This window comes from Lentzea miocenica, assembly GCF_033949945.1.
GTDB lineage: Bacteria > Actinomycetota > Actinomycetes > Mycobacteriales > Pseudonocardiaceae > Lentzea > Lentzea miocenica.
On record NZ_JAXAVW010000011.1, the window covers coordinates 178,269 to 203,137 of the forward strand.

Annotated in this window: 18 protein-coding genes and 2 pseudogenes; 12 read left to right on the plus strand and 8 right to left on the minus strand. The window is 68.8% G+C overall.

Translation table 11 applies throughout. The features are described from left to right. Positions 1 to 11: 11 nt before the first annotated feature. Positions 12 to 527 carry a TetR/AcrR family transcriptional regulator gene (locus SK803_RS15405; protein WP_319966663.1) on the plus strand — a complete coding sequence of 172 codons (516 nt, stop codon included), beginning with the start codon at positions 12 to 14 and terminating at the stop codon, positions 525 to 527. Here SK803_RS15405 and SK803_RS15410 read toward each other — a convergent pair. From SK803_RS15410 to SK803_RS15425, 4 genes and pseudogenes are all read right to left on the minus strand, one after another. Then, positions 506 to 1,294 carry an energy-coupling factor ABC transporter ATP-binding protein gene (locus SK803_RS15410; RefSeq protein ID WP_319966726.1) on the minus strand — a complete coding sequence of 263 codons (789 nt, stop codon included), beginning with the start codon at positions 1,292 to 1,294 and terminating at the stop codon, positions 506 to 508. The genes SK803_RS15405 and SK803_RS15410 overlap by 22 nt on opposite strands. A 33-nt stretch (positions 1,295 to 1,327) precedes the next feature. Next, positions 1,328 to 1,921: pseudogene (locus SK803_RS15415) on the minus strand (energy-coupling factor transporter transmembrane component T family protein); the annotation flags it as partial. Beyond that, on the minus strand, positions 1,918 to 2,232 hold the full coding sequence (locus SK803_RS15420) for a PDGLE domain-containing protein (protein WP_319966664.1): 315 nt from the start codon (positions 2,230 to 2,232) through the stop codon (positions 1,918 to 1,920). The pseudogene SK803_RS15415 and the gene SK803_RS15420, both read right to left, overlap by 4 nt. Continuing rightward, positions 2,229 to 2,915, minus strand: coding sequence for an energy-coupling factor ABC transporter permease (locus tag SK803_RS15425; protein WP_319966665.1), 687 nt, complete (start codon positions 2,913 to 2,915; stop codon positions 2,229 to 2,231). Before SK803_RS15425 ends, SK803_RS15420 begins: the two co-directional genes overlap by 4 nt. A 108-nt stretch (positions 2,916 to 3,023) precedes the next feature. On the opposite strand from SK803_RS15425, the gene modA reads away from it, so the two are divergent. The 3 genes from modA to SK803_RS15440 all read left to right on the plus strand — a co-directional run bounded on the left by modA (position 3,024) and on the right by SK803_RS15440 (position 7,431). Further along, positions 3,024 to 3,713 carry a molybdate ABC transporter substrate-binding protein gene (modA, locus tag SK803_RS15430; protein WP_319966666.1) on the plus strand — a complete coding sequence of 230 codons (690 nt, stop codon included), beginning with the start codon at positions 3,024 to 3,026 and terminating at the stop codon, positions 3,711 to 3,713. A 223-nt stretch (positions 3,714 to 3,936) separates the two neighbouring features. Next, complete coding sequence (locus tag SK803_RS15435; RefSeq protein ID WP_319966667.1) at positions 3,937 to 6,033, plus strand: glycosyl hydrolase family 95 catalytic domain-containing protein; 2,097 nt, start codon at positions 3,937 to 3,939, stop codon at positions 6,031 to 6,033. A gap of 48 nt (positions 6,034 to 6,081) precedes the next feature. Continuing rightward, complete coding sequence (locus tag SK803_RS15440; protein WP_319966668.1) at positions 6,082 to 7,431, plus strand: pyridoxal phosphate-dependent decarboxylase family protein; 1,350 nt, start codon at positions 6,082 to 6,084, stop codon at positions 7,429 to 7,431. A 237-nt stretch (positions 7,432 to 7,668) separates the two neighbouring features. Here SK803_RS15440 and SK803_RS15445 read toward each other — a convergent pair whose 3' ends face one another. Then, positions 7,669 to 8,184 (minus strand): MarR family winged helix-turn-helix transcriptional regulator, encoded by a 516-nt coding sequence (locus tag SK803_RS15445; protein ID WP_236219911.1) that lies wholly within the window; start codon positions 8,182 to 8,184, stop codon positions 7,669 to 7,671. Positions 8,185 to 8,545: 361 nt separating this feature from the next. Here SK803_RS15445 and SK803_RS15450 point away from each other — a divergent pair, with 361 nt between their 5' ends. Further along, positions 8,546 to 9,895, plus strand: a complete 1,350-nt coding sequence (locus SK803_RS15450; RefSeq protein ID WP_319966669.1) for a glutamine synthetase family protein — start codon at positions 8,546 to 8,548, stop codon at positions 9,893 to 9,895. Positions 9,896 to 9,905: 10 nt separating this feature from the next. Further along, positions 9,906 to 12,392: a DEAD/DEAH box helicase gene (locus SK803_RS15455; protein ID WP_319966670.1), complete on the plus strand. Its 2,487-nt coding sequence runs from the start codon at positions 9,906 to 9,908 to the stop codon at positions 12,390 to 12,392. 106 nt (positions 12,393 to 12,498) lie between these two features. On the opposite strand, the gene SK803_RS15460 is transcribed toward SK803_RS15455, so the two are convergent. Continuing rightward, positions 12,499 to 16,089, minus strand: coding sequence for a cytochrome P450 (locus tag SK803_RS15460; RefSeq protein WP_319966671.1), 3,591 nt, complete (start codon positions 16,087 to 16,089; stop codon positions 12,499 to 12,501). Next, positions 16,052 to 17,755, minus strand: a complete 1,704-nt coding sequence (locus SK803_RS15465) for a fatty acyl-AMP ligase (RefSeq protein ID WP_319966672.1) — start codon at positions 17,753 to 17,755, stop codon at positions 16,052 to 16,054. Before SK803_RS15465 ends, SK803_RS15460 begins: the two co-directional genes overlap by 38 nt. 250 nt (positions 17,756 to 18,005) lie before the next feature. Here SK803_RS15465 and SK803_RS15470 point away from each other — a divergent pair, with 250 nt between their 5' ends. From SK803_RS15470 to SK803_RS15495, 6 genes are all read left to right on the plus strand, one after another. Next, positions 18,006 to 18,500, plus strand: a complete 495-nt coding sequence (locus tag SK803_RS15470; RefSeq protein ID WP_319966673.1) for a hypothetical protein — start codon at positions 18,006 to 18,008, stop codon at positions 18,498 to 18,500. Between the two features lie 459 nt (positions 18,501 to 18,959). Then, entirely contained in the window at positions 18,960 to 19,247 is a 288-nt protein-coding gene (locus SK803_RS15475; RefSeq protein ID WP_319966674.1) for a hypothetical protein, read from the plus strand. A gap of 348 nt (positions 19,248 to 19,595) precedes the next feature. Continuing rightward, complete coding sequence (locus SK803_RS15480) at positions 19,596 to 20,507, plus strand: LytR/AlgR family response regulator transcription factor (RefSeq protein WP_319966675.1); 912 nt, start codon at positions 19,596 to 19,598, stop codon at positions 20,505 to 20,507. Continuing rightward, the gene (locus SK803_RS15485; RefSeq protein WP_319966676.1) at positions 20,504 to 20,905 is read left to right on the plus strand and encodes a hypothetical protein; all 402 of its coding nucleotides are present in this window, start codon (positions 20,504 to 20,506) and stop codon (positions 20,903 to 20,905) included. Before SK803_RS15480 ends, SK803_RS15485 begins: the two co-directional genes overlap by 4 nt. Further along, positions 20,902 to 22,644, plus strand: a complete 1,743-nt coding sequence (locus SK803_RS15490; RefSeq protein ID WP_319966677.1) for a sodium/solute symporter — start codon at positions 20,902 to 20,904, stop codon at positions 22,642 to 22,644. Before SK803_RS15485 ends, SK803_RS15490 begins: the two co-directional genes overlap by 4 nt. Positions 22,645 to 22,658: 14 nt before the next feature. Continuing rightward, positions 22,659 to 23,834, plus strand: coding sequence for a sensor histidine kinase (locus tag SK803_RS15495; protein ID WP_093588127.1), 1,176 nt, complete (start codon positions 22,659 to 22,661; stop codon positions 23,832 to 23,834). A gap of 144 nt (positions 23,835 to 23,978) precedes the next feature. Here SK803_RS15495 and SK803_RS15500 read toward each other — a convergent pair. Then, positions 23,979 to 24,383, minus strand: a pseudogene (locus SK803_RS15500) (transposase); the annotation flags it as partial. Positions 24,384 to 24,869 lie beyond the last annotated feature (486 nt).

The window sequence follows — 24,869 nt, forward strand, 5'->3', positions numbered from 1 at the left end:
GGTTGGCAACGATGAGGGCCGACGCGGCGCGGAACCGCGAGAAGGTGCTGGAGGCGGCGCGGGAGTTGTTCGCGGAACACGGTTACGAGGTGCCGCTGGACGAGATCGCGACGAGGGCCGGCGTCGGGCCCGGCACGGTCTACCGCCACTTCCCCACGAAACAGGCGCTGTTCCAGGCCGTCACGGAGACGAGGGTGGCGGCCATGATCGCGTCGGCCGCGGAACCCGCGGAAGACCCCGAGCAGGCGCTGTTCGCGTTTCTCCGCAGGATGGCGGACGAGGCGGCGGTGAAGCGGGACCTGTCCGACGCGATCACCATCTCACCCGACCTGCGCAAGGGTCTGCACGCGGCGTTGGGCGGACTGCTCCAGCGCGCGCAGGAGGCGGGCGCGGTCAGAACCGACGTCACGGCCACCGACCTGGTGGTGTTGATGAAGGGGATGTTGCAGAGCATGCACGAGGGTGCGAATCCCGCGGTGCTGCTGGAGATCGTGCTGAGCGGGCTTCAGTCGAGCCGGAAGCCGTAGGGCAGTTCCAGGCGGTGCCGGGCGAGCAGGTCGGCGTCGGCGAGGATCTCGCGGGTCGGGCCGTCCGCCACGACCACGCCGTCGTCGATCAGCACGCTGCGGGGGCAGATCTGCAGCGCGAACGGCAGGTCGTGCGTGACCATCAGCATCGTGCGGCCCAGGCTCAGCAGCAGTTCGGCCAACTCCCTGCGCGCCACGGGTTCGAGGTTCGCGGAAGGTTCGTCGAGCACCAGGATCTCCGGGTCGCACGCCAGCACGGACGCGAGCGCGACACGTCGGCGCTGGCCGCCGGAGAGGTGCAGGGGCGAGCGGTCGGCCACGGACTCCATGCCGACGGCGCCCAGCGCCCTCGCGACTCGTGCGTCCACATCGGACAGACCGAAGTTCTGCGGGCCGAACGCCACGTCCTCGCGCACGGTCGGGCAGAACAGCTGGTCGTCGGGATCCTGGAAGACCAGGCCGACGCGGCGGCGGATCTCGCGCAGGTTCCGCTTCGAGACCTCCAGGCCGGCGATCGAGACGGTGCCGGAGCCGCCGGAGTGCACTCCGTTGAGGTGCAGGGCGAACGTGGTCTTGCCGGCGCCGTTCGGGCCGAGGACCGCGACCCGTTCACCGTGTTCGACGCGCAGGTCGACGCCGAACAGCGCCTGGTGCCCGTCCGGGTAGGCGAAGGCCAGCTTGGAGACCTCCAGGGCCGGTGCGGCCGGGGTTTCCGCGACGATCGTCGCCGAGCCCGAGGGCCTGCCCGTCCAGCCGCGCGACACCATCGCGAGGTGCACCCTCTCTCCGCGTTCGTAGGACCGGATGAACAGTGTGCCGACCGCGCGTGCGGTGGCGCCCGCCTGCCAGAGGAAACGGGGGTCGTCGCCGCGGGAGATGCGGGCCACCCGCATGCGTTTCGCTTCCCCCACGACGACTTCGCCGTAGCGGAGCATCAGGGTGGCGATCATGATCAGCGGGGCCGGGACCTTCAGGGTCTGCAGGCCGCGCAGCAGGTCGCCCGGCGCCGTCGTGGCGGCCAGGGTGAGGCTGACCAGGACACCCAGCGTGCCCTTGGCGAGGATGTTCCAGCCCGCCAAGGAGCCTTCGACGGACACCGAGAAGCCCAGAACGTCGGTGCGCGGGTCCGTGCCGAAGATCGGCAGCAGGAACGCCAGCACCACGAACGGCACCTCGATCACCGCGCGCTTCACGAACCACAGCGCGGGAACGCGCGCGACGGCCCACACCGCGACGATCACCAGCAGGTACAGGCCGAACAGCGGGAACAGCGTGCGCGGGGTCGCCACGACGCCCAGCACCGCACCGAACGCCACGAGGATCTTCACGTGGGGCGCGAGGCGGTGCACCGGCGAGTCGCCGGCGTGGTGCAGGACGTCGTGGCCGCCGCTCACCGCGCGTCGGACTTCTGGGCGTCGGACTTCTGGGCGTCGGACTTCTTGCGCAGCAACCAGAACAGGCCGAACGACACCGCCAGCACCACAACGACACCCAGCACACCCGCGAGGCCGGTGAACCTGTCGTCACCGCCGAACGCGTAGTCGGCGAACGTGCTGCCCGCGAACGGGTGTTCCCGCGCGTGCTCGGCGATGCCGGTGTCCTCGACCGTCTTGTCCAGACCGTCGGGCGAGCCGGACGCGAAGTACGACAGGACGCCCGCGATCAGCAGCGACACCACCGCGAACCCGATGAAGAACTTCTTCACGACCGCACCTCCAGCGGCTTCTTGGTGCCGCGCAGCAAATAGACGAGATCGGGCCGGATCGCGGCGACCGACGTGACGGTGACAGCGGTGATCAGGCCCTCACCGATGCCGATCAACGCGTGCAGGCCCCACATCAGCAGCGCGACCTTGCCGATCTCGACGCCACCGGCACCACCGATCGCGTACTCGACGACGAAGCCGGTCGCGGCGACCACGGTGTTGATGAACGCCGAGACGAACGCGACAGCCGCGAGACCGCCCTTGCCCCGTTCGGCGACCTTGCGCAGCGCGACGGCGACGAGGAACCCGGTCGCGGTGCCGATCAGCGCCATGTTGGTGACGTTGGCGCCGAGCGCGGTCAGGCCCCCGTCCGCGAACAGCAGCGCCTGCACCACCAGCACGATCGTCACGCACAGCGCGCCGACGTACGGGCCGACCAGGATCGCCGCGAGCGCGCCGCCGAGCAGGTGACCGGAGGCGCCGGGCAGGATCGGGAAGTTGATCATCTGGACCGCGAAGATGAACGTGGCCACCAGGCCCGCCATCGGCGCCGTGCGGTCGTCGAGGTCCGCGCGGGACTTGATCAGCGCGAAACCGACGCCCACCGCCGCGACGACGAGGAAGGCGACCGAGACCGGCGCGTTCAGCAGACCGTCGCTCATGTGCATGGCAACAGGTGACATACCCGGCACGCTAATTGCCACCACCCCGTTACGGCCAGACGTATGCAACAACGATTTCAATCACACCTGGTGCTAACTTTTGTTCGACGACCTGGGGGGGTTCGGTTCATGAAGCGCGGGGTTTTACTTCTCGTGGCCGCACTGGCGGCCTGTTCACCTGCACCGGAGGCCGACCGGCCGCGTCCTGAGGACAGGCCGCTCACGGTGTACGCGGACACGGCGCTCACCGAGGCGTTCACGAAGATCGGCAAGGACTTCGAGGCCTCGCAGGGCATCGAGGTCGAGTTCCTCTTCGGCGCCGGCTCGGCGCTGGAGAAGCAGCTGGGAGCGGACGTCGACGTCTTCGCGTCCGCGAGCCCCGACACCATGAAGACCGAGTCGAAGGTCTTCGCGGTGAACCGGCTGGTGCTCGCGGCGGCGCAGGGCAACCCGAAAAACGTCACGCTCTCGCCTCGGTGGAATCCGCAGACGTCGTTCGCGATGTGCGCCGAGGAGGCGCCCTGTGGTGCCGCGGCGAAGCTCGCGCTGAAGGACGCCGGCCTGCCCGCGCCGAAAGCGGTCGGACAGGACTCCAAGGAGACGCTCGCCAAGCTGACGACGGGCGAGGTCGACTCGGCGTTCGCGTACGCCACCGACGCGAAGCCCTCCCTCGGACTCTTCGCCGTGCCGGTGCTCCCTGACCTCAAGTTCCCGATCACGATCGTGTCCGGTTCGCCAGAAGCCAAGAAGTTCTACGACTTCGTTTTCAGCGGGCAGGCACGCGCCGCGCTGACCGACGCAGGCTTCGAGCTGCCCTAGTCATCCGATGACTTCTGCGGTTAGATCCTTCCGCCGCCGCCACGGCACGGAGGGACGAACAGTGACAGAGCTGTCGCGTAGAACGTTTCTGTACGGTACGGGCGCGGCCGTGGGAGCCTCCGCACTCAGCGGAGGAGTCGCGGCCGCAGCCCCGGATCAGCCCCAGACATCGGGTCACCACGGAAGCTCGTCCGTGCATCGGGACGTGGTCCGCGATGCCCGCATGGAGTGGAGGCAACTGCCGAAGAACTGGGGCGACAGCCCGTTCCTCGCCAACGGCTTCCTCGGCGTCCAGGTCTACGCGGGCCGCACCCCGAACGAGCTGAAGCTCATGCTCAGCCACTCCGAGGTGCAGGACCAGCGCGAGCATTGGGAGGCCGCGGTCGGGCTCTCCCGGCTGCCGATCGGGTACCTGACCCTGGCTTTCGCCGGCGCGATCACCGCCGTCGACTGGACGCTCGACCTGTGGAACGCCGAGCTCACGGGCTCGGTGACGACCACCCAGGGCAGCGCGACGTTCACGATGCTCGTGCACAACAGCCGCAGCACGTTCCTCGCGAACGTCAAAGGCGACGTCACCTGGGGCTTCCAGCCGCTCCAGTCGGCGACGACCCGCACGATCCGCAAGCCACCGGAGTACACGGCCAACCCCGACGCGACCCTGGGCGCGGCCAACGGCGTCTCCTATGCCGCACAACCGCTGCACGCCGGCGGTGGCTACACAACGGCCTGGCAGACCCGCAACGGCCGTTTCGCGGCCCACGTGGCATACACACACCCCGCGGACACGCACACGTCCGACGCGATCCGTGAGGTGCGTCAGGCGTTGTCGATCCCGTTCGAGGTGCTGACCCTGCAGCATCGCCGCTGGTGGAACGCCTACTTCAGCAAGTCGCTGGTGTCCGTGCCGGACAAGCTCGTGCAGCGCTTCTACTGGGCGCAGCTCTACAAGATGGCCGCCGCCACCCGCAACGACGCGCCCGTCATCTCCGAGTGGGGCCCGTGGTTCCCCGAGCAGGGCAACAGCTGGACGGCCGTGTGGTGGAACCTCAACGTCCAGATCTCGTATCCGCTGATCAACGGCTCGAACCACCACGAGCTCGACGCGGTGACCACGACGTTGAAGCGGTTCGAGCACCACCTCGAACTGAACGTGAACCCGGCTTACCGCGACGGCAACTCGTACGCGATCTGCCACCCCGGCGACCGCACGTTGCGCTCGGGGCCGCGCTACTGCGGTGTGCCAGGTGTGGCGCCGAACGACCATACGGGCAATCTTCTGTGGGCCTGCCACAACGTGTGGCTGGGCTACCGGCACACGATGGACAAGAAGATCCTCTCCGACGTGCTGTTCCCGATCCTGACCAAGGCGGTGAACTACTACGCGCGGTTCCTCGTCGAGGGCGCCGACGGCAAGCTGCACCTGCCGGAGACGCGTTCGCCGGAGTACGCGAACGCGACAGACACGACGTACGACCTGTCGCTGATCCGCTGGGGCGTGCGGACGTTGCTGTCCATTGAGGAAAACGCGCGTTGGCGCGATGTGTTGAACAGGCTCGTGCCCTACAGCCAGGGTCCGAACGGCGTGCTGATCGGCAAGGACGTGTCGTTGAACGACTCGCACCGCCACTTCTCGCACATGCTGTGGTTCTACCCGTTGCGCGAACTGACGTGGGACATGCCGGAGCACCGCGAGCTGATCGCGAAGACGTTCGACCACTGGGTGTCGCGGCAGGGGGCGTGGGCGGGCTACAGCTACGGCGCCGCGTCCGCGATGGCGTCGGCGATGGGCAGGCCGGAGGAGGCGCTGTCGTTCCTGCGCTACTTCCTGGACCGCAAGCAGGTCGGCACGAACGCCGTGCTGACCGAGAACACCTTCTACCGCGAGGGCGGCAATCTCGCGATCGAGTCGCCGTTGATGTCCGGTCAGGCCGTGCTGGAGATGATGGTCCAGTCGCACAACGACGTCGTGCGCGTCTTTCCGTCCGTTTCGTCCACTTGGGCGGACGCGTCGATCAGCTCACTTAGGACGCAAGGCGCGTTCCTTGTGGACGCTTCACGGTCTTCCGGCCGCACCGACTGGGTCCAGGTCCACTCGGAGGCCGGTTCGCCGCTGGTCCTCGACCACGGGATCACCGGTGAGATCGACGTGCGGGACTCGTGGGGCCGCCGACTGGACTACAAGACCCGCGGTTCCGCCATCGAAATCCCGCTTCGCCGAGGTCAGAGCGCCGTCGTTTCGCGCCGCGGCACTCGGCCCAACGTCTCAGCACGCGATGTGACGGCGAACGGCTCGTCGGCGCGCTGGGGACTGCCGTAACGTCCAAATTCGAACATTCGGATTGTGTGGACGAGTGGGGTGTGCACGGTGGATCTTCAGCACTGGCTCAACGAGGCGCTGGCCAACCACGAGAAGTGGACAGCCGACTACGGCTCCTACGCACCCCACTCGTCCCTGCAGGTCGACCCGGCGCTCTTCGGCTCGGCGCTGGCCGAACTGCAGGACCGGCTGCGCGACAACTACCCGTTCTTCCACCCGCGCTACGCGGGCCAGATGCTCAAGCCGCCGCACCCGGCGGCCGTCGTGGGCTACCTGTCCGCGATGCTGATCAACCCGAACAACCACGCCCTGGACGGCGGCCCCGCGACGGCCGCGATGGAGCGCGAGGTCGTCTCCGGGCTGGCGCACATGTTCGGTTACGGCGACGAGCACCTCGGCCACCTGACCTCCAGCGGCACGATCGCCAACCTGGAGGCGCTGTTCGTCGCGCGTTCGTTGCACCCCTCGCGCGGTGTCGCCTACTCCTCCGAGGCGCACTACACGCACTCACGGATGTGCGGCGTGCTCGGCATCGAGGGCCACCCGGTGCCCGTGGACGGCCTCGGCCGCATGGATCTGGACGCCCTCGAAGAGCTCCTGCGTTCCGGCAAGGTCGGCACGGTCGTCGTCACCCCGGGAACCACCGCTTTGGGCGCCATCGAACCGGTGCATCTCGTGCTGGACGTCGCACGGCGCTACGACGCACGGGTGCACGTAGACGCCGCGTACGGCGGCTTCTTCACGTTGCTCGCGGGCACCGATCTCGCGCCCGAGCCGTGGGAGGCCATCGGCTCGTGCGACTCCGTGGTGGTGGACCCCCACAAGCACGGCCTACAGCCCTACGGCTGCGGCGCCGTGCTGTTCCGCGACCCTTCCGTGGGCCGCTTCTACCTGCACGACTCCCCCTACACCTACTTCACGTCCGACGAGATGCACCTGGGCGAGATCAGCCTGGAGTGCTCCCGCGCCGGCGCGGCGGCCGCCGGCCTCTGGCTGACGCTGCGGCTGCTCCCGCTGACCCGCGACGGCCTGGGCGAGGTGCTGGCGGCCGGACGGCGGGCGGCCGTCCGGTGGGCGTCGATCATCCGCGAGTCGGACGAGCTCGAGCTCTACCAGGAGCCCGAGCTCGACATCGTCACGTACTTCCCGCGGACCAGCCCTCTGACGCTGTCGGCGGTGGACGCCGCCTCGCACAGGGTCATGGAGGCGGGCATGAACGCGCCGGTCGACCCGGTGTTCCTGAGCGTGGCACGGGCGTCGAAGTCTGCGTTCGCGGCGCGGCACCCCGAGGTGGTGGCCGACGTGGACGGTGCGCGGGTGCTGCGCAGCGTGCTGATGAAGCCGGAGTCCGAGGACTACCTGGACACGCTGCACGCGCGGGTGCTGAGCCTGCTCTGACCCCCGGCGTCTGCAAGTACCACCAACTCTTGATCAAACCGCCGCCAACCACACCCAACCTGTGCGGCAAGCGACCGGATGGCGGGTTGGTAGCGGAAAAGTGCCTGTTGACCTTGAGTTGGCGGTACTTGCAGACGCCATCAGGGCCGCGGGCTGAGAACCAACGCCGAAATGGGCGACTCACCAAGTCGGGGCGGTGATTCCCCGGCCAGGTGAGTCGCCCCTCAGGCGACCATGTCAGCCGTGCTTGGCGCGCCGGCCGGATCGGCGCGGCGGCAACGGCGTGTCTCCGCGCAGATCGAGCCGCCGCTGCTCGCCGTTGGCCTCGAGGTGCGTCACCATGCGGCGCAGCATCTCGGCCAGCGACTGGGCCTCGGACGACTCCAGCGGGTCGGAGACGAAGACCTCTTCCTCGTTGAACTTGGGGAAGAGGTCGGCCATCAGTTCCTCACCCTCGGGGGTGAGACGCAGGACCGCGAGGCGCCCGTCGGTCGGGTGGCCGAGACGTTCCAGCAGGCCCCGTGACTGCAGCGTCTTGGCGACGCCGGTCAGGGTGCCCTTGGAGATCCCGGCCTCCTCGGCCACGTAGCGCGTCTCCATCTCGCCCCAGATCCACACGACCCAGAGCACGACGAAGCCGGTCCAGGTCAGATCGCTGGTGCGCAGCACCGAGTTCTCGAGGTGCTGGCGAATCGCGGTAGCGGCGCGGTGGATGTTCGACACCGCCGCCATCTGCTCGCGATGCAGCGGCACCGCACCGAGTTTGGCCTGGACGGCTTTCTCGGTCTCGGCAATCGTGTGGTGACCAGACAACTCAAAGTCTCCCGTGCTCGAGCTCAGGTGTTCCCGGCACAATACTTGCGGTTCCGAACTATGTCTGTGATGTGGTGCGAGTCGGTCCGCAACCACTTTGATCACGATCCCACATCGTGCATGATCTCGTGACGGTCGTCACCCGTCCAGTTACGGACTGTTGCCTCGTGGTGGACGATGAGTGCGGAGCACCCCACTGGGATCGATCGTGGTCTTTGCTCCACGGACGGTCGATAGCGTTTGCCCCTCAACGTTATCCCCTCCGCGCCAGCGACACACTGTGCCGGAAAGGTAGTTCGACGTGGTCGGTGAACAGGTGACACGGGAACTCGCGGCGAGGCTAGGCGAGGACGGCATCGACGTCGTGCGCGTCGTCTTTCCCGACCTGCTGGGCACGGACCGGGGCCGTGACATCCTCGTAGAGCATCTACCAGCGGTTACGCAGCGCGGGCTGTCGTTCTGCCGGGCCGTTTACAGCACCACCCCCGGCGGCAAGACCACCGAGAACGGGGGTGTGCTCGACGCCGGGCTGCCCGACGTCATCGTGGTCCCCGACCTGGACACGCTGCTCCCGATCCCGTGGGAGCCGGGCGTGGCGTGGTGCATCGGCGACGCGGTCAGCCCCGCTGACGAAAGACCCGTCGACGAATCGCCCCGGCAGGTGCTGCGCAGAGCCCTGGAAATATTCGAGACCACGGGGCTGACGCCGGTGATCGGTCCCGAGTTGGAATATTTTCTCTGCGAACCGGACGAAGATCGCCCGAACGGGTGGCGGCCCTACTGCGACGAGCCGGGCAACGTGTACGCCACGGGCCGCCGGGGCGATTCAGACGGTCATCTGTTGAGAACTCTTCGCACGCTCAGTTCGGCGGGGCTCCAGACGACCGGCGGCAACCACGAGTACGCGGGCGGGCAGTTCGAAATCAACCTCGTCCATTCGCCGGCCATGGACGCGGCCGATCGCGCGTTCCGGTTCAAAACGAGCGTGAAGGAGCTCGCCCGCCGCGAGGGCAGGCTGGCAACGTTCATGGCCAAACCGTTCAACGACGGCGGCGGATCGGGCTTCCACCTGCACCTCTCGTGCCACGAGAAGGACGGCCGCAACGCGTTCCAGGCGACGGGCACCTCGCACGGCCTGAGCGACGAGGCGCGCTGGGCCATCGGCGGCATCCTCAAACACGCCCCCGCGCTGGCCGCGCTGCTCAACCCGACGGTCAACTCCTACAAGCGGTTCGGTCCGGACTCGCTCGCGCCCTGGTTGATCGACTGGGGCCTGGACAACCGCAGCGCGATGCTGCGGGTGCCGGCCGAACGCGGCGAGACGACCCGGCTCGAACTGCGGCTCGGCGACGCGAGCGCGAACCCCTACCTCGGCATCGCCGGCCTCATCGCGGCCACCTACCTGGGCATTCGCGACCGGATCGAGCCGCCGCGGCCGTCCGCCGGGTACGGGTACGACCCGTCGAAGGCGCCGACGCTGCCCGCCACGCTGCCGGACGCACTCGCCTATCTGGAGGAGGACACCTCCATGGTCGAGGTGCTGGGCAAGGACTTCGTGCGGTCCTATGTGGACTTCAAGTGGGAGGAGGTGGCCCGCTTCCAGCGGTTCGTGACCGACTGGGAGTTCACCGAGTACGCGTACCACCTATAGTTCACCCGCGATGACTGCACTTACGGACCGGCTCACCTCGATCGCCGACGAAGACGAACTGTTCGACACCTTCTCCCACTGGGCCGCCGAGCGCGGCCTGGCGCTGTACCCGGCGCAGGAGGAGGCGGTCATCGAACTCGTTTCCGGGGCCAACGTCATCCTCAGCACGCCCACCGGGTCCGGCAAGAGCCTGGTGGCCATCGGTGCCCACCTCGTCGCCATGGCGGCCAACCAGCGCAGCTTCTACACCGCGCCGATCAAGGCGCTGGTCTCGGAGAAGTTCTTCGCGCTGTGCGAGGTGTTCGGCCCGGAGAACGTCGGCATGATGACCGGCGACGCCAGCGTCAACGACCAGGCGCCCATCATCTGCTGCACCGCGGAGATCCTCGCGAACATCGCCCTGCGCGACGGCCACACGGCCGACGTCGGCCAGGTCGTGATGGACGAGTTCCACTTCTACAGCGAGCCGGACCGCGGCTGGGCCTGGCAGGTGCCGATCGTCGAGCTGCCGCAGGCCCAGTTCCTGCTGATGTCGGCGACGCTGGGCGACGTCGCGTTCTTCGAGAAGGACCTGACCCGGCGCACCAGCCGCCCGACCGCGGTGGTCCGCTCGGCGCAGCGCCCGGTGCCGTTGAACTTCCAGTACGTCTCCACGCCGTTGCACGAGACGATCGAAGACCTGCTGCACGGCCGTGAGGCGCCGATCTACGTCGTGCACTTCACCCAGGCCGCCGCGCTGGAGCGCGCGCAGTCGCTGATGAGCGTGAACGTCTGCTCGAAGCAGGAGAAGGAAGCGATCGCCGAGACGATCGGCAACTTCCGCTTCTCGTCCGGGTTCGGCAAGACGCTGTCGCGGCTCGTGCGGCACGGCATCGGCGTGCACCACGCCGGCATGCTGCCCAAGTACCGGCGCCTGGTCGAGCAGCTCGCGCAGGCGGGCCTGATGAAGGTCATCTGCGGCACGGACACGCTCGGCGTCGGCATCAACGTCCCGATCCGCACGGTCGTCTTCACCGCGCTGTCGAAGTACGACGGCACCCGCACGCGGATCCTGAAGGCGCGCGAGTTCCACCAGATCGCCGGCCGGGCGGGCCGCGCGGGCTACGACACGGTGGGCACGGTCGTCGTGCAGGCGCCCGAGCACGAGGTCGAGAACATCAAGGCGCTCGCCAAGGCGGGCGACGACCCGAAGAAGCGCCGCAAGGTCGTGCGCAAGAAGGCCCCGGACGGGTTCGTCTCGTGGAGCGAGTCGACGTTCGAACGGCTCGTCGGCGCCGAACCGGAGCCGTTGACCTCGTCGTTCCAGGTCTCGCACGCGATGCTGCTGAACGTCATCGGCCGCTCCGGCGGTGGCGCGTTCGCAGCCATGCGGCACCTGCTCGAGGACAACCACGAGGACCGCCCGAAGCAGCTCCGGCACATCCGGCGCGCGCTGGCGATGTACCGGGCGCTGGTCGCGGCGGGCGTGGTCGAACGCGACGGCGACGACTTCCGCCTGACCGTCGACCTGCAGTTCAACTTCGCGCTGAACCAGCCGCTGTCACCGTTCGCGCTGGCCGCGATCGAGCTGCTGGACCGCGAGGCGCCGGGCTACGAGCTGGACGTGCTGTCGGTGATCGAGTCCATTCTGGACGACCCGAGGCAGATCCTGGGCGCGCAGGAGCACAAGGCGCGCGGCGAGGCGATCGGCGCGATGAAGGCCGACGGCATCGAGTACGACCAGCGCATGGAGCTGCTGGACGAGGTCACGTACCCGAAGCCGCTCGTCGAGCTGCTCGACGCGGCGATGTTCACCTACCGCCGCGGCCACCCGTGGGTCGATGACTACAAACTGTCCCCCAAGGCCGTCGTGCGCGACATGTACGAGCGCGCGATGACGTTCACGGAGTACGTGTCGTTCTACGGCCTGGCGCGCTCCGAGGGCCTGGTGCTGCGGTACCTGGCCGACGCCTACAAGGCGCTGTCGCAGACGGTGCCGGAGGAGGCGAAGACCGAGGAGCTCAACGACCTGATCTCGTGGCTGGGCGAGCTCGTCCGCCAGGTCGACTCGTCGCTGATCGACGAGTGGGAGAAGCTCACCAACCCCGACGCGCCCAACGAAGAAGTGCGCGTCGACCTGCCGCCCGCGGTCACCCGCAACGTCCGCGCGTTCCGCGTGCTGGTCCGCAACGCGCTGTTCCGCCGCGTCGAACTGGCCGCGAAACGCGACTGGTACTCGCTGGGCGAGCTCGACCACGAGTCGGGCTGGACGGCCAAGGAGTGGATGGACGCCCTCGAGCCGTACTTCGAGGAGCACTCGGACATCGGCGCGGGCCCGAACGCGCGCGGCCCGGCGTTCCTGATCATCAACGTCGAACGCGAGCGCTGGGTGTGCCGGCAGATCTTCGAGGACCCGGCGGGTGACAAGGACTGGGGCTTCAACGCCGAGGTCGACCTCGCGGCGTCGGACGAGCTGGGCGAGGCGGCCGTGACCATCACGGACGTCGGCCGGCTCTGAGCAGCTCCTTCAGTCGCTCGGCCTCGTCCGGGCTGATCGGCAGGGGCAGGTAGAACGCGAACTCATCCCGTTCGATGTCACGGCCCCCAGATCGGCCGGGCTCAAGTCATATCGCGAGGTGCAGTGACTTGAGGCCTCGCAATGCCGGGTCGGGGCGGAACTCCGGTTCCCCAGCAGCAGGATCGAGGCGCAGGTCCGGGAACTTGGCCGCCAGCATCGGGAACAGCACCTGGCCTTCCAACCGGCCGAGGAACGCGCCGACGCAGTAGTGGATGCCTGCGCCGAACGTCAGGTGCGTGACCGCCGACTCGCGCTTCAGGTCGAGCCTGTCCGGGTCGGTGTAGCGGGCGGGGTCGCGGTTGGCCGCGCCGAGCACCGGGAACAGCAGCTCGCCCGCCCTGATGCGGTGGCCGCCGATCTCCAGGTCCTCGCTCGCGAGCTGCGGGGTGATGATCGGGGCGGGCGAGTCGTAGCGGAGGAGTTCCTCGGCCGCGGTCGCCGCGATGGGTTCGGTGCGCAGCAGGTCGAGCTGCGCTGGGTTGCGCAGCAGGGCGAGGACGCCGTTGCCGAGGTGGTTGGCGGTGGTTTCGAGGCCCGCGTTGATCAGCGAGATGATGTTGACGATCAGCTCGTCGTCGCTCTGCCACTCGCCGCGCTCGCCGAACAGGTCGGCGTCGGAGGCTCGCAGTTGTTCGGAGATCAGGTCGTTTGCCGGGCGGTGGCGGCGTTCGGTGAGCAGGTCGCGCAGGTAGGCCATCAGGTCGTCCATCGCGGCGGACGAGGTGCGTGCGACGGCGATGGGGTCGGCGCCGAACTGGCCCTCCCCCAGGGTTTTCATGACGTCGGTGCCCCAGCGGGTGAGCTGGCGCTGGTCTTCACGTGGCACGCCGACGAGATCCATCACGACGCGGGCCGGGAACGGGTAGGCGACCTCGGCCAGGAAGTCGCCGCCGGTGAAGTTGTCGAGCAGTTCGGAGCAGGTCTGTTCGACGATCGTGCGGCGGTGTTCCATCGCTCGTGGGGTGAAGCTGCGGTTCATCAGCTTGCGCAGGCGGGTGTGGTTCGGGCGGTTGCTGAACGGCAGCGAGGAGTCCATGCGGCTGATGAACGGGTTCATCTGGGCGAGGACGTCGTGGGGGAGGCGGGCCATCAGCGTCGCGGTGGAGGGACGGACGACTGTGGTGCGGCGCAGCACGTCGGTCACGTCCGCGTGCCTGGTGAGCACCCAGCCGTCGAGGGCGTCGTCGTGGTGGACGGGCGCGAGGTCCCGCAGCAGCGCGTAGAACGGGTAGGGGTCGGCGAGGAAGTCCGGGTGCATCGGGTTGATGTGGAGGGACGACTCGACGTGCGCGGCCGGTGGCGGTGGGGGCGGCGGCACCTGGGCGATGGCGGTGCGGACGGCGTCGGCGAGGCCGGTCAGGGCGGGCGGGACCAGCACCGTGAAGTGGTCGCCCGGCACGGTGCGGACTTCCAGGGAGCCCATCGGGACGCGTTCCCAGCCGTTCGCGGGCGCGTCGAGGAACAGCTCGACGTGCCGGTCGTCCTTGAGCACGTGGGGGAAGCCGCCGGTGGCCTTGATCAGCGTGACGTCGAGGTCGCTGGCCTGCGGTTCGTACCGGACGAGCGCCTCGACCTGGGCCTGGTAGACGCCCATGATCGTGGCGATGTGCTCCTCGACGGGCCGCGTGCCGGACGCGCCGAGGAACCGGCCGAGCTGCTCGCGTTGTTCCCGCGGGGTCAGCGACTGGTCGACGCGGCGGCGTGGCGCCCCGTCGTCCCGGAACGCGTGCTGCCGGATCGTCCACAGCTCCTCGATCACCGCGCGTTCGTCCCACGGCGGCTCCAACTGCCCCGGCACGGCGGGGTACGCGTCGATCATGATGACCTTGGCGACCTCGTCCCCGCCTCGTCGCAGCTGCCTGCCGACCTCGTAGGCCACGACGCCGCCGAACGAGTGGCCGCCGACGACGTACGGCCCGTACGGCTGGACCTGTTTGATCTCCCGCACGTACCGGGCGGCGAGCCTCTCGACGTCGTCGATCGGCTCCTCGGTGCCGTCGAAACCCGGCCCCTGCAACCCGTAGAACGGCTGGCCCTGCCCGACCGCGCGGGCCAGCGGCAGCAGGTAGTACGCCGCCCCGACCGCGCCACCGATGCAGAAGAACGGCCTGGGCGTGGTCAGCGCGAGGGTGAGTGTGCTGGCGGTCCGCGGAACATCTTGGCGCGCAAGGTGTTCCGCCACCGCGTCCACTGTGGGCAGTTCGAGGAACAACGTGTGCGGGACCCGGAAGCCGAGCCAGTCCGAGAGCGCGCTTTGCAGCGACGCCACCGACAGCGACTCCAGGCCGAGCGAACTGAGCGGCGCTCGGGGTGAGACCGCGTCCTCCGGTACGTGCAGTTCGGCCGCGATGTGCTTGACCAGCCACTCGCGGATCGTCCGCACCGTCGTGACCGCGCGGCTCGGCCCGTGCCCGAAATGCTTCGCCACCAACTCTTCCGCGTACGTGATCGCGCACTCGACGAGTTCGAACGCGGGCAGGCTGCCGACGTGGAACGTGTTCAGCTCGCCCTGCATCGCCTCGACGCGGTCGAGGACGCCCGACGCCAGGTCGTCTTCCCCGAAGTGCGGCAGGAATCTCCAGTCCTTGCGCAGGTACGGCCTCTGGATGGTGCCGCCCAATTTGGCGACGTCGTCTTGGAACGCCTGGTCGTCTGCGCCGTAGGCGTAGCAGGCGTAGACCTCGCTGTCCGAGTACCGGTGGTGGAACGACACGACTTTCTTCGGCTGCGTGACGAGCGAGAAAGCCTCGCGCGGCAACCCTTGGGCCGCGCACACCATCGTCGAGTAGTCGAGGTACCGCACCCGTGCCGCGATGTCGCGTTCGTCCGCCGTCGCGTCGAGCTGAGGGACCTGATCGATCGGCACGGTCAGCACGAGCGCGTCGGCCTCGATCCACTCCCCCGCCCTGACCCGGATGTGGCCGGCACGCCGGATGATCTGCTCGATCGCGGCGTTCAGCCGGACGTCGAGGCCTTCCGCGACGCGCTGCCAGAGCGTGCCGAAACCGCCCTTGATCGTGAAGCCGCCGGCGTGCCCGAGCAGGTCGCGGGTGCTCGACAGCAGGCCCGTCATCTCCGCGTACTTGAGGAAGTACAGCGCGGGCACCTCGTCGAGCGTCCCGTAGCCGGCGGCCGTGTACCCGGTGCCGAACGACTCGGCCATCGCCTCCAGCCCGTGCTCTTCGAGCCACTGCTTCGCCGGCGTGGCAAGCGCTTTCGCCGAGTGCGCGAGCCCGGGTTCGCCGAGGCGCGGGAACTCGGCGTCGCGGATCCTGGTGTACCGCTGGAAGTTCTCGTAGGTGAAGAACGCCGAACTCTGCGGCCGCGACTCCCCCGTGGCCACGTCGAACACCCGGTGCGGCGTGGTGGGCTCGGTGTCGAGGCCGAGTTCGGTGACCATCTCGGCCAGCCGCCGGTACTCGGTCGTGCAGACGTGGCCGCCCAGGTCGAACGCGTGGCCGCCGATGTCGACCGACGCGCACTTGCCGCCGATCTCGCCGCTCTGTTCGAGGACGATGGCGCGGTGGCCGGCCCGGTGGAGGGCGCGGGCCGTGGTGAGGCCGCTGACGCCCGCGCCGATGATGACGACCGTCTTCATGTCAGACCCGGCCTTCGAGGAACGCCTGACGGCACGCACGCCGCCGAACCTTCCCACTGGTCGTCTTCAGCACCAGCCCCCGCGGCCGCACCACCACCTCGTCCACCGCGAGCCCGCAAGCCTCGAACACCCGCCGCCGCACCGCCTCCGCGATCTCCGCGCGCTCCGCCTCGGACGACCGGCCGGTGGTCTCGACGAACAGCACCAGGCGTTCGCCGTCCTCGCGTGGCACGCCGAACGCCACCACGCCGCCCGGCCGCACCGCCGCATGGCAGTCGCGCACGGCGTCCTCGACGTCCTGCGGGTAGTGGTTGCGGCCGTTGATGATGATCACGTCCTTGAGCCGGCCGGTGACGAACAGCTCGCCGTCCGCGAAGAAGCCGAGGTCGCCGGTGCGCAGGTAGTGCCGCTCGTCGCCAGGCACCTGCGCGTGGAACGTCTGCCGGGTCTCGTCGTCGAGGCCGAGGTAGCCGAGGGCGGTCGTGCTCGAGCTCACCCAGATCTCGCCCACGCGGTCGGCGGGGCAGACCAGCGAGGTCGACGGGTCGACGATCAGCACGCTGGTGCCGGGTTTGGTGACGCGGCCGCAGCCCGTCACGGGCCGGCCGTCCGGGGCGGGCAGGACCTCGCCGCGGTGGAGGGCGGCGCGGTCCAGGCGCAGTACGGACTTGCCGCCCATCGTGACGCTGACGGTGTTCTCGGCCAGGCCGTACGCCGGGTAGAAGGACGCGCGGTTCAGGCCGGCCGGGGCGAAGGCGGCGCAGAACGTGTCCACCGTGGACGGGCGGACGGGTTCGGCCGCGGACATCACCACGCGCAGGGGGCTCAGGTCCCAGGAGGCGCGCTGGTCCGGCGTGGTCTTGCGGACGGCCAGGTCGAAGGCGAAGTTCGGGGCGGCGGTGTGGGTCGCGCGGACCCTGGACATCACGTCGAACCACAGCGCCGGGCGGTGCAGGAAGGTCAGCGGCGACATCAGGTACGTGTGCGAGTTGCCGATCAGGGTGCTGAGGATGACGCTGATCAGGCCAAGATCGTGGTACTGCGGGACCCAGAACACGCTGATCGTGTCGTCGCCGAGGCCCAGGTCGGAGGCGTTCGCGGCGAGTTCGCAGGCCAGGTTGGCGTGGCTGATCACGACGCCCTTGGGGGACGCGGTCGAGCCGGAGGTGTACTGCAGCAGCGCCGGTTCGCCGGCCGAGGCGGGCTCGTGCCAGTCGAGGCCACCAGTGCGCACGCGGTCTGTCCGGTGCCAGCGCAGGCGGGGCCACTCCGGTTTGGCTCGGTCGAAGAAGCCGGTGACCGCGCCGACCGTGCGGGCGCGTTCGTAGGCGCCGTTGGTCAGGGCGCCGACCGGCTTGCAACTGTCCACGACGGACCGGAAGCCGGCCAGCTCGTGACCCAGCCGCACCGGATTCGGCGGGTAGACGGGCACCGGGACGACGCCGGCGGCCAGGCAGCCGGCCAGGGCGCGCACGAAGTCCGGGCCGGGCGGGTAGACCAGCAGCGCGCGGTCGCCCGGCCGGAAGCCCCAGCCGTGCAACGCGCTCCCGACGGCCTCCGCGGCGGTGGCGAGAGCGCCGGCGGTGATCGTCTCCTCGTCGCGTCCGCGTTCGTCCACGAATGTGAACAACAACCGTTCGGGAGAACGTTTCCACAATGCCTGAAATGCGGAGACCACGGTGTCGGGCGCAGCGCTGGTTTTCATCGCGAGGACCGTAGCAACGTCCACCAACGCTGCGGAACCCTTCGTTACCCGAATGGCCGATCAGTGTGTCACGGCGAGACAACCTGCTTGACAAGATGTGTGGTAATGGATTCCCTGTTGTCGTGAGCCGTTTCTTCAGACCCATCTTCACCTGCAGAGACGCCACACAGCGGGCATGCCAGTTGAGACATGCATTTCCCGCGAATGAGGTGCGAGGATGTTCTCGTTTTCCTCATTGACATGTGTCGAGGTGACACGAACAGATCGGCCGGGCAGCCCGCTGGCGTGGCTGATCGAACAGTTCCTCACCGCGTCGGGCGCGAGGACGTTGCGCGAAGTCTCCCTTCTGCGCGACCCCGGCATCGCGACCGGCCCGATCACGATGCGCGGTCACGGAAAGCGGCTCGCACTCGTCTCGGATGTCACGCACGGCACCGCCAGGCTCGCCGGCACCGGACCGCATCCCATCACCGTCCGTGACACTCAAGGGCTCGACGAGTGCCTCCAGCGAGCCACGAGATGGGCCGCCGACGAGTTCCAGGGCACGGCACGAATGACGAGCGTGCGCGAGGTCCATGTGCGCCCTGCCGGACTTCTTGCCACCCCCGGACAGGTTTCACTGACCGCCGGACGAGTGCGGGACGGACGAGCCGAATGCGACGTCCTCCTGTTCGACGCGAAGGACGCGGACGGGGCCGCACAGATCGAGCTGCGCGGTGTGCGACTGATCCGCCATCCGCGCTGACGACGGCGCGGAGAACCGTTCGATAATCCTGTATGAACCCGAACGACTGAACTGCGGACACGCTCACCCACATCAGCGCCACCGCACTGTGGCAAAAGAGTTAATACATGTGTCGAGAAGTCCCCCGACAGGGAACTCAATGTGACGTTTGACGCGATCCAGGACACACCGGTTCGGCCCAACACCACCGGCGCCACCTGGCCTACCAGGCACGTAGAACCGACACTGTGTCGATTAACCTCGACTAAACGCCGAAACCGCTTCATTTCAGCCTGCCGCCATAAGAACGCACCAATTGAGACGAGCGCCTGTTGAGACGGAAAGGGAGCATGATTGACCGGGCAGTCTCGGTGGGGCAACATCATTGCGCTGGACCACAGCGGTCGAGATATGGTGTTGCTCAGTGGGGGAATTTCCGCAGTCGTCCTCCCTCTGATGCGGCCCGACGGGAGGATTGAAGTGGACCCGGCACTGGACGCGTTGCGCGACCGGCTGGCGGAGATCATCGCCTCACCGCCGGAGAACACCGAAGACCTCGTCGACACCCTGAGCGGCCTCGCCAAGCTGTCGAACCAGTGGTCCGAGGCGATCCAGGCGCTGCGCGCGCCCACCCGCAGGCTCATCGGCCCCGCCGCGGCCGCGTCGGTGAGCGTCGCCGCCCGGCGTGCGGAGGAGTCGTTCATCGAGCTGGAGATCACGCTCGGTGACGCGTTGGCGGCCCAGCCGAGGGCCGTCCGCCAACCGTGAGCGGCCGTGAGCAGACCGGTCGCTCCTGACGAAACCGCGGGGTATGCCTGACCAGGCATCTGCACGCTGCGTGATAGCGGTTTCCGTCTCCCATCCGAGACACACCCGATCGGAGGGTTTCCGCACGTCCTCCCCCTGGCGGATGATGCGCCGACCGGGCATCTCGGGGTGGGAGGGGGAACCGTCCGTGCACACGCTGGGCAACCGGACCCCCGCGACGGGTCACCCTCCGTGAGGGGGCATGATCGCCTATCCGACGCCCTCGGCCCACCATGCGCGCGACGACCGAGCGTGGTCTAATCGCCGCCACGTGAGGATCGGCCGTACACAGTTTGGACTCGATCTCGAATGACCTCAGGTCTGCCCTGCCCCATCTGCGAGGGGCCGGATCGACGTGGCAGCCTCGAGCGCTCCCTGCGGGTGCTCGCCGTCGACGACGAGGCGCCCGCGCTGGAAGACCTCACGTACCTGTTGCGCTCCGATCCGCGCATCGCCCACGTGGAAGCGGTCACCGACGCGACGAAGGCGCTCCGGGTGCTGCACCGCGCGATGGACGCCGGGCAGCCGTTGGACGCGGTGTTCCTCGACATCCGCATGCCGGGGCTGGACGGTCTCGACCTCGCCCGCGTGCTGTCGCGGTTCGCGCAGCCGCCGCCCGTGGTGTTCGTGACGGCGCATCAGCAGCCCGCGGTGGAGGCGTTCGAGCTCAAGGCACTCGACTACCTGCTCAAGCCGGTGCGCCAGGAACGGCTCGCGGAGTCCGTGCACCGCATCGTGCACGAGGTCTGGGACTCCAAGACCGCGCAGGAACCCACCACTCCCACGCCCGCGCAACCCGCGAACGCCACGCCTCCGGAGATGGGTGACGAGGTCATCCCCGTCGAGCTCGGCGGCGTCACGCGGTTCATCAGGCTCGCCGACATCCGGTACGTGGAGGCGCACGGCGACTACGCCCGCCTGCACACGGCGACCGGCAGCGGCCTGGTGCGCGCGGCGTTGAACGGACTCGAAGAACGCTGGCGCAGCGCGGGATTCGTCCGCATCCACCGCAGCCACCTGGTGTCGCTGGGCCACATCGACGAGCTGCGGCTGGAGGACGGGCACCTCAGCGTCACGATCGGCGGCGCGGTGCTGCCGGTCAGCCGCCGGCACGCGAGGCACCTGCGGCAGCTGCTGGTCCGGCGCGCCCGGCCCGCTCCCGTGGCGGGTCAGTCGACTCCCGCCGGTGTCGTGCAACCGAGAAACGGGCTCGGGTCGTGACCACGCCACCACCCCAACGGCCGGTGCCGAAGCCGACCCAGCGTGTGGTGGTGACGAGCCCGCGCACCAGGGCGCCCCGTGCGCGCCGCCCGTACTCGGGCACGCGCGAGATCAACGAGCAGAGCGAGCTAGGCGCCGTCTACATGCGCACGCTCATCCGGGCGCAACGGCGGTTGGGTCTGTCGGTGTGCCTCGTGGCGTGCGGGGCCCTCGGGCTGTTGCCGTTGCTGTTCTCGATCGAGCCGGAGCTCGGGAAGTTCCGGATCCTCGGGCTCGGGCTGCCGTGGTTCCTGCTGTGCGTGGCGACGTTCCCGATGCTGCTGCTGGCGGGCTGGTTCTACGTGCGGCAGGCCGAGCGCAGTGAACGGGAGTTCGCGGAGCTGGTCGAACGTCCATGACGAGTGGTTACGCCATCGTGGCGGTGCTGGTCGTCGCACTGGGCACGATCCTGGTCGGCACCTACGGACTGCGCGTTTCCCGCACCACGTCCGACTTCTACGTCGCCTCGCGCACGGTGTCCCCGTGGTGGAACGCCTCCGCGATCGGCGGCGAGTACCTCTCGGCGGCCTCGTTCGTCGGCATCGCCGGACTGATCTTCGCCTACGGGCCGGACATGCTGTGGTTCCCGGTCGGCTACACGGCCGGATATCTGGTGCTGCTCACCATGGTCGCCGCTCCCCTGCGGCGATCCGGCGCCTACACGCTGCCGGACTTCGCCGAGGCCCGCTTCCGCTCCCGCGGCGTGCGCGCGGTCGCGTCGATCCTGGCGCTGGCGATCGGCTGGCTGTACCTGTTGCCGCAACTGGAAGGCGCCGGCCTGACGCTGAACACGGTGACGGGCGCGCCGGACTGGCTGGGCGCGCTGGTCGTCACGGTGGTGGTGACGGTGAACGTGATGTCCGGCGGCATGCGGTCGATCACGTTCGTGCAGGCGTTCCAGTACTGGCTCAAGCTCACCGCGATCACCGTGCCGATCGTGTTCCTCATCATCGCGTGGCAGGTGCACGGCTCGGAGTCGCTGACCAAGCCCGAGTTCCCGACGTTCCGGCAGGACACCGAGGTCTCGTTCCACAACCAGACGATGATCCACGCCGAGCAGTCCATCTTCATCAAGGGCACCGGCGAGATCGACGGCACGCACATCGAGAACACCGGCCTCGTGCTGACCGACGGCAACCACCGCATCGGGCAGGGCTCGGAGTTCACGTTTCCCCAAGGCGCTCCGGTGCCGCACGTGTCCACAATGGCGCACAACACCAACGCGATGTGGGCGCTGCCGGAGTCCAGCGGGCAGCAGTTCCCGTTGTACGGGGCCTATTCGCTCATCATCGCGACGTTCCTGGGCACCATGGGCCTGCCGCACGTGATCGTGCGCTTCTACACCAACCCGAACGGCACCGCCGCGCGCCGCACGACGTTGATCGTGCTCGGCCTGCTGTCGGTCTTCTACCTGATGCCACCGATGTACGGCGCTCTCGGGCGGATCTACACGCCTGAGTTGTTGATGACCGGCCAGACCGACGCCGTGGTGCTCGTGTTGCCGACACGAATGATCGAGGGCATCGGCGGCCAGCTGCTCGGCGCGCTCGTGGCGGGTGGCGCATTCGCGGCGTTCCTGTCGACGTCCTCGGGCCTGGTCGTGTCGCTGGCGGGCGTGCTGTCGCAAGACGTGCTGCGCCTCGGTGGCGTGCGCGGGTTCCGGATCTCCACGGTGCTCGCGGGCATCGTGCCGCTCGCGATGACGTTCGTGTCGACGGGCATGCCGGTCGCGGACATGGTCGGCCTGGCCTTCGCGGTCGCGGCGTCGTCGCTGTGCCCGTTGCTGATGCTGGGAATCTGGTCGACCCGGATAACGAAGGTCGGCGCCATCGCGGGCATGCTCGCGGGCGGCGTGCCGGCACTGACCGCCGGCCTCGTCACGATGTTCACCGACACCGGCGACGCCTGGTACGAGGTGCTCCTCTCGCGCCCCGCCGCGTGGACGGTGCCGCTCGGCTTCACGGTCATGTACGTCGTCTCCCTGCTCACCCAACGGCACGTGCCGCCGGGAGTGCAGCGGACGATGGTCAAGCTCCACGCGCCCGAGAACCTCGGGTTGGACGGCTCCGGCCCTTCGTCGTCCGACGAGCGAAGCTAGATAGGTGATGTGAAATGCAGGACTTCCTCACCGCCGCCGCGATCCTGATCGTGGGCGGAGCGGCCGTGCTCGTCCTGTGGCGGGGCACGCGCAACAAGCAGTCGCTCTCGACCGAGGCCCAGCGCGTCACCTACGAAACACTGCACACGGCCTGGTCCGCCGCCCCGCCTCTGCGCGCCGGCCTGGTTCCCGACGCCGCCAAGAAGTCCGCGCGTCACCTGCGCACCCTGCTGGACACACCTGCCCTCGCGCTGACCGACGAGACGGAAGTCGTTGCGTGGGAAGGGGTTTCCGACCACCACGCGGCCGAGGCGATGGCCCAGGCCGAGGACGTGTTCCTGACCGGGCGCACCCAGGCGTTCGACATCGGCTGCACCGAGCCGAACTGCCCGATCAACTGTGCCGTGGTCGCGCCGCTGACCGTTGAGGGGCGTGTCGTCGGGACTTTGGCCGCGTACTCGCGTGAGGCGTCGGCGGGGTTGGTGCGCGCGACCAACCAGGTGGCGCGGTGGGCCGCCGGTCAGCTGGAGCTGGCCGAGCTGGACCGGTCGCGGACGCGGTTGGTGGAGGCCGAGGTGCGTGCGTTGCGTGCGCAGATCTCGCCGCACTTCATCTACAACTCGTTGTCCGCCATCGCTTCGTACGTCCGCACGAACCCCGAGCGCGCACGGACGTTGCTGCTCGACTTCGCGGACTTCACCCGGTACTCGTTCCGCCGCCACGGCGACTTCACGACGCTGGCCGAGGAGCTGCGGTCGATCGACCAGTACCTCGCGCTGGAACGGGCGCGGTTCGGCGAACGGCTGAAGGTGACCTTGCAGGTGGCGCCCGAGGTGTTGCCGGTGACCGTGCCGTTCCTGTGCTTGCAGCCGTTGGTGGAGAACGCGGTGCGGCACGGGATGGAGGGCAAGGTCGAGCCGGGGCACATCCAGATCTACGCCAACGACGGCGGGGCCGAGGCTCACATCACCATCGAGGACGACGGCATCGGGATGGATCCGGAGAAGCTGCGCCGGACGCTGGCCGGGCAGGTCGACGAGTCGGCGGGGATCGGGCTCGGGAACATCGACGAGCGGCTGCGGCGGGTTTACGGGGACGAGTACGGGCTCGTCGTCGAAACGGCTTGCGGGCTGGGCACGAAGATCACCGTGCGGGTGCCGAAGTACCAGGCGGGCATCAACGGCATGTGAGACCACTCGCGGCGCGATGAGCGGTCCCGGACGCGATGAGCGGTCAGTCGTCAGCGGCGCGTAAGACCCATCCGTGAGACGTGTGAAAAACGCCGGGACCGCCCTTCCTCAGGGCGACCCCGGCGCAAGTCCCAGAACTGATCAGCTGGCGGCCTTCGCGGCCCGGCGGTCGGCCGCGTCCAGCACCGCGCGGATCCAGTCGATCTCGTCGGTCCCACAGGCGCCCTCGGCCGCCGCACGGCGCAGACGGACCCAAAGCCCCAGGTCGGTCCACTCCTGGAAGCGCCGGTGCACGGTGGGCACGGTCACGCCGAACGAGGCCGGCAGGTGCCGCCAGGCGCAGCCGGACGACAGCACGAACACGATGGCGGTGAAGACCGCGCGGTTGCAGACGCGGCCGCGGCCGCCGCCCTGGCGGCGGACCTTGGCCGGCGGGATGATCGGCTCGACGACGGCCCAGAGGTTGGCCGACACCAGGCGGGCGGAGAGCTGTTCGATGACGTCACCACGGCCGGTCTCGCCGTGCTCCGGCCACGCGGCCGTGCGCATCCAGGAGTCCTGGCGCGGCGCGGTGTCGGCGGGCCGGGGGTCCTGGCGGGCGGACTCGGCGCGCTGACGGGAGCGGAGCAGCGTGGCCAGTGCGGTGTCCTCGGCCGTGGTGCGGCGCTGGGGGACGGCGTAGGCCTGGTGCTGCTGGGCGTGCCGGGCGATCTCGGCGCCGACGGTGCGGCGGAACGAGGGGTTGGCCGCCAGGCGTGGGTCCACCGGCTGGCCGTAGCGCACCGGGACCTGGCCCTGACGTGGGGGAACTGGCCGTTGCGGCACTTGACGGGGCGGGACCTGCCTCGCGAGTCGCGGGTCCGGGGTTCGAGCGAACTGTGAGTCGGTCATGGTGTGGTCCTCCGCCAGGACTTTTCCGTCAGGTGACAGCGCTCACAGTAAGAACGCGACAAGAAAACAGGTAAGTAGGTAGGCCATAAAAGGCGACGAGCGGGCGTGCGACGGCGACGCACGGCCTGTCCTGTTGAGACGAGT

Excerpts from the sequence above, each read along its gene's own strand:
- SK803_RS15405 (WP_319966663.1), top strand. The coding sequence starts at position 12 with ATGAGGGCCGACGCGGCGCGGAACCGCGAGAAGGTGCTGGAGGCGGCG.
- SK803_RS15410 (WP_319966726.1), bottom strand. The coding sequence starts at position 1,294 with ATGGTGTCGCGCGGCTGGACGGGCAGGCCCTCGGGCTCGGCGACGATC.
- SK803_RS15425 (WP_319966665.1), bottom strand. The coding sequence starts at position 2,915 with ATGTCACCTGTTGCCATGCACATGAGCGACGGTCTGCTGAACGCGCCG.
- modA (WP_319966666.1), top strand. The coding sequence starts at position 3,024 with ATGAAGCGCGGGGTTTTACTTCTCGTGGCCGCACTGGCGGCCTGTTCA.
- SK803_RS15435 (WP_319966667.1), top strand. The coding sequence starts at position 3,937 with ATGGAGTGGAGGCAACTGCCGAAGAACTGGGGCGACAGCCCGTTCCTC.
- SK803_RS15455 (WP_319966670.1), top strand. The coding sequence starts at position 9,906 with ATGACTGCACTTACGGACCGGCTCACCTCGATCGCCGACGAAGACGAA.
- SK803_RS15465 (WP_319966672.1), bottom strand. The coding sequence starts at position 17,755 with ATGAAAACCAGCGCTGCGCCCGACACCGTGGTCTCCGCATTTCAGGCA.
- SK803_RS15480 (WP_319966675.1), top strand. The coding sequence starts at position 19,596 with ATGACCTCAGGTCTGCCCTGCCCCATCTGCGAGGGGCCGGATCGACGT.
- SK803_RS15490 (WP_319966677.1), top strand. The coding sequence starts at position 20,902 with ATGACGAGTGGTTACGCCATCGTGGCGGTGCTGGTCGTCGCACTGGGC.
- SK803_RS15495 (WP_093588127.1), top strand. The coding sequence starts at position 22,659 with ATGCAGGACTTCCTCACCGCCGCCGCGATCCTGATCGTGGGCGGAGCG.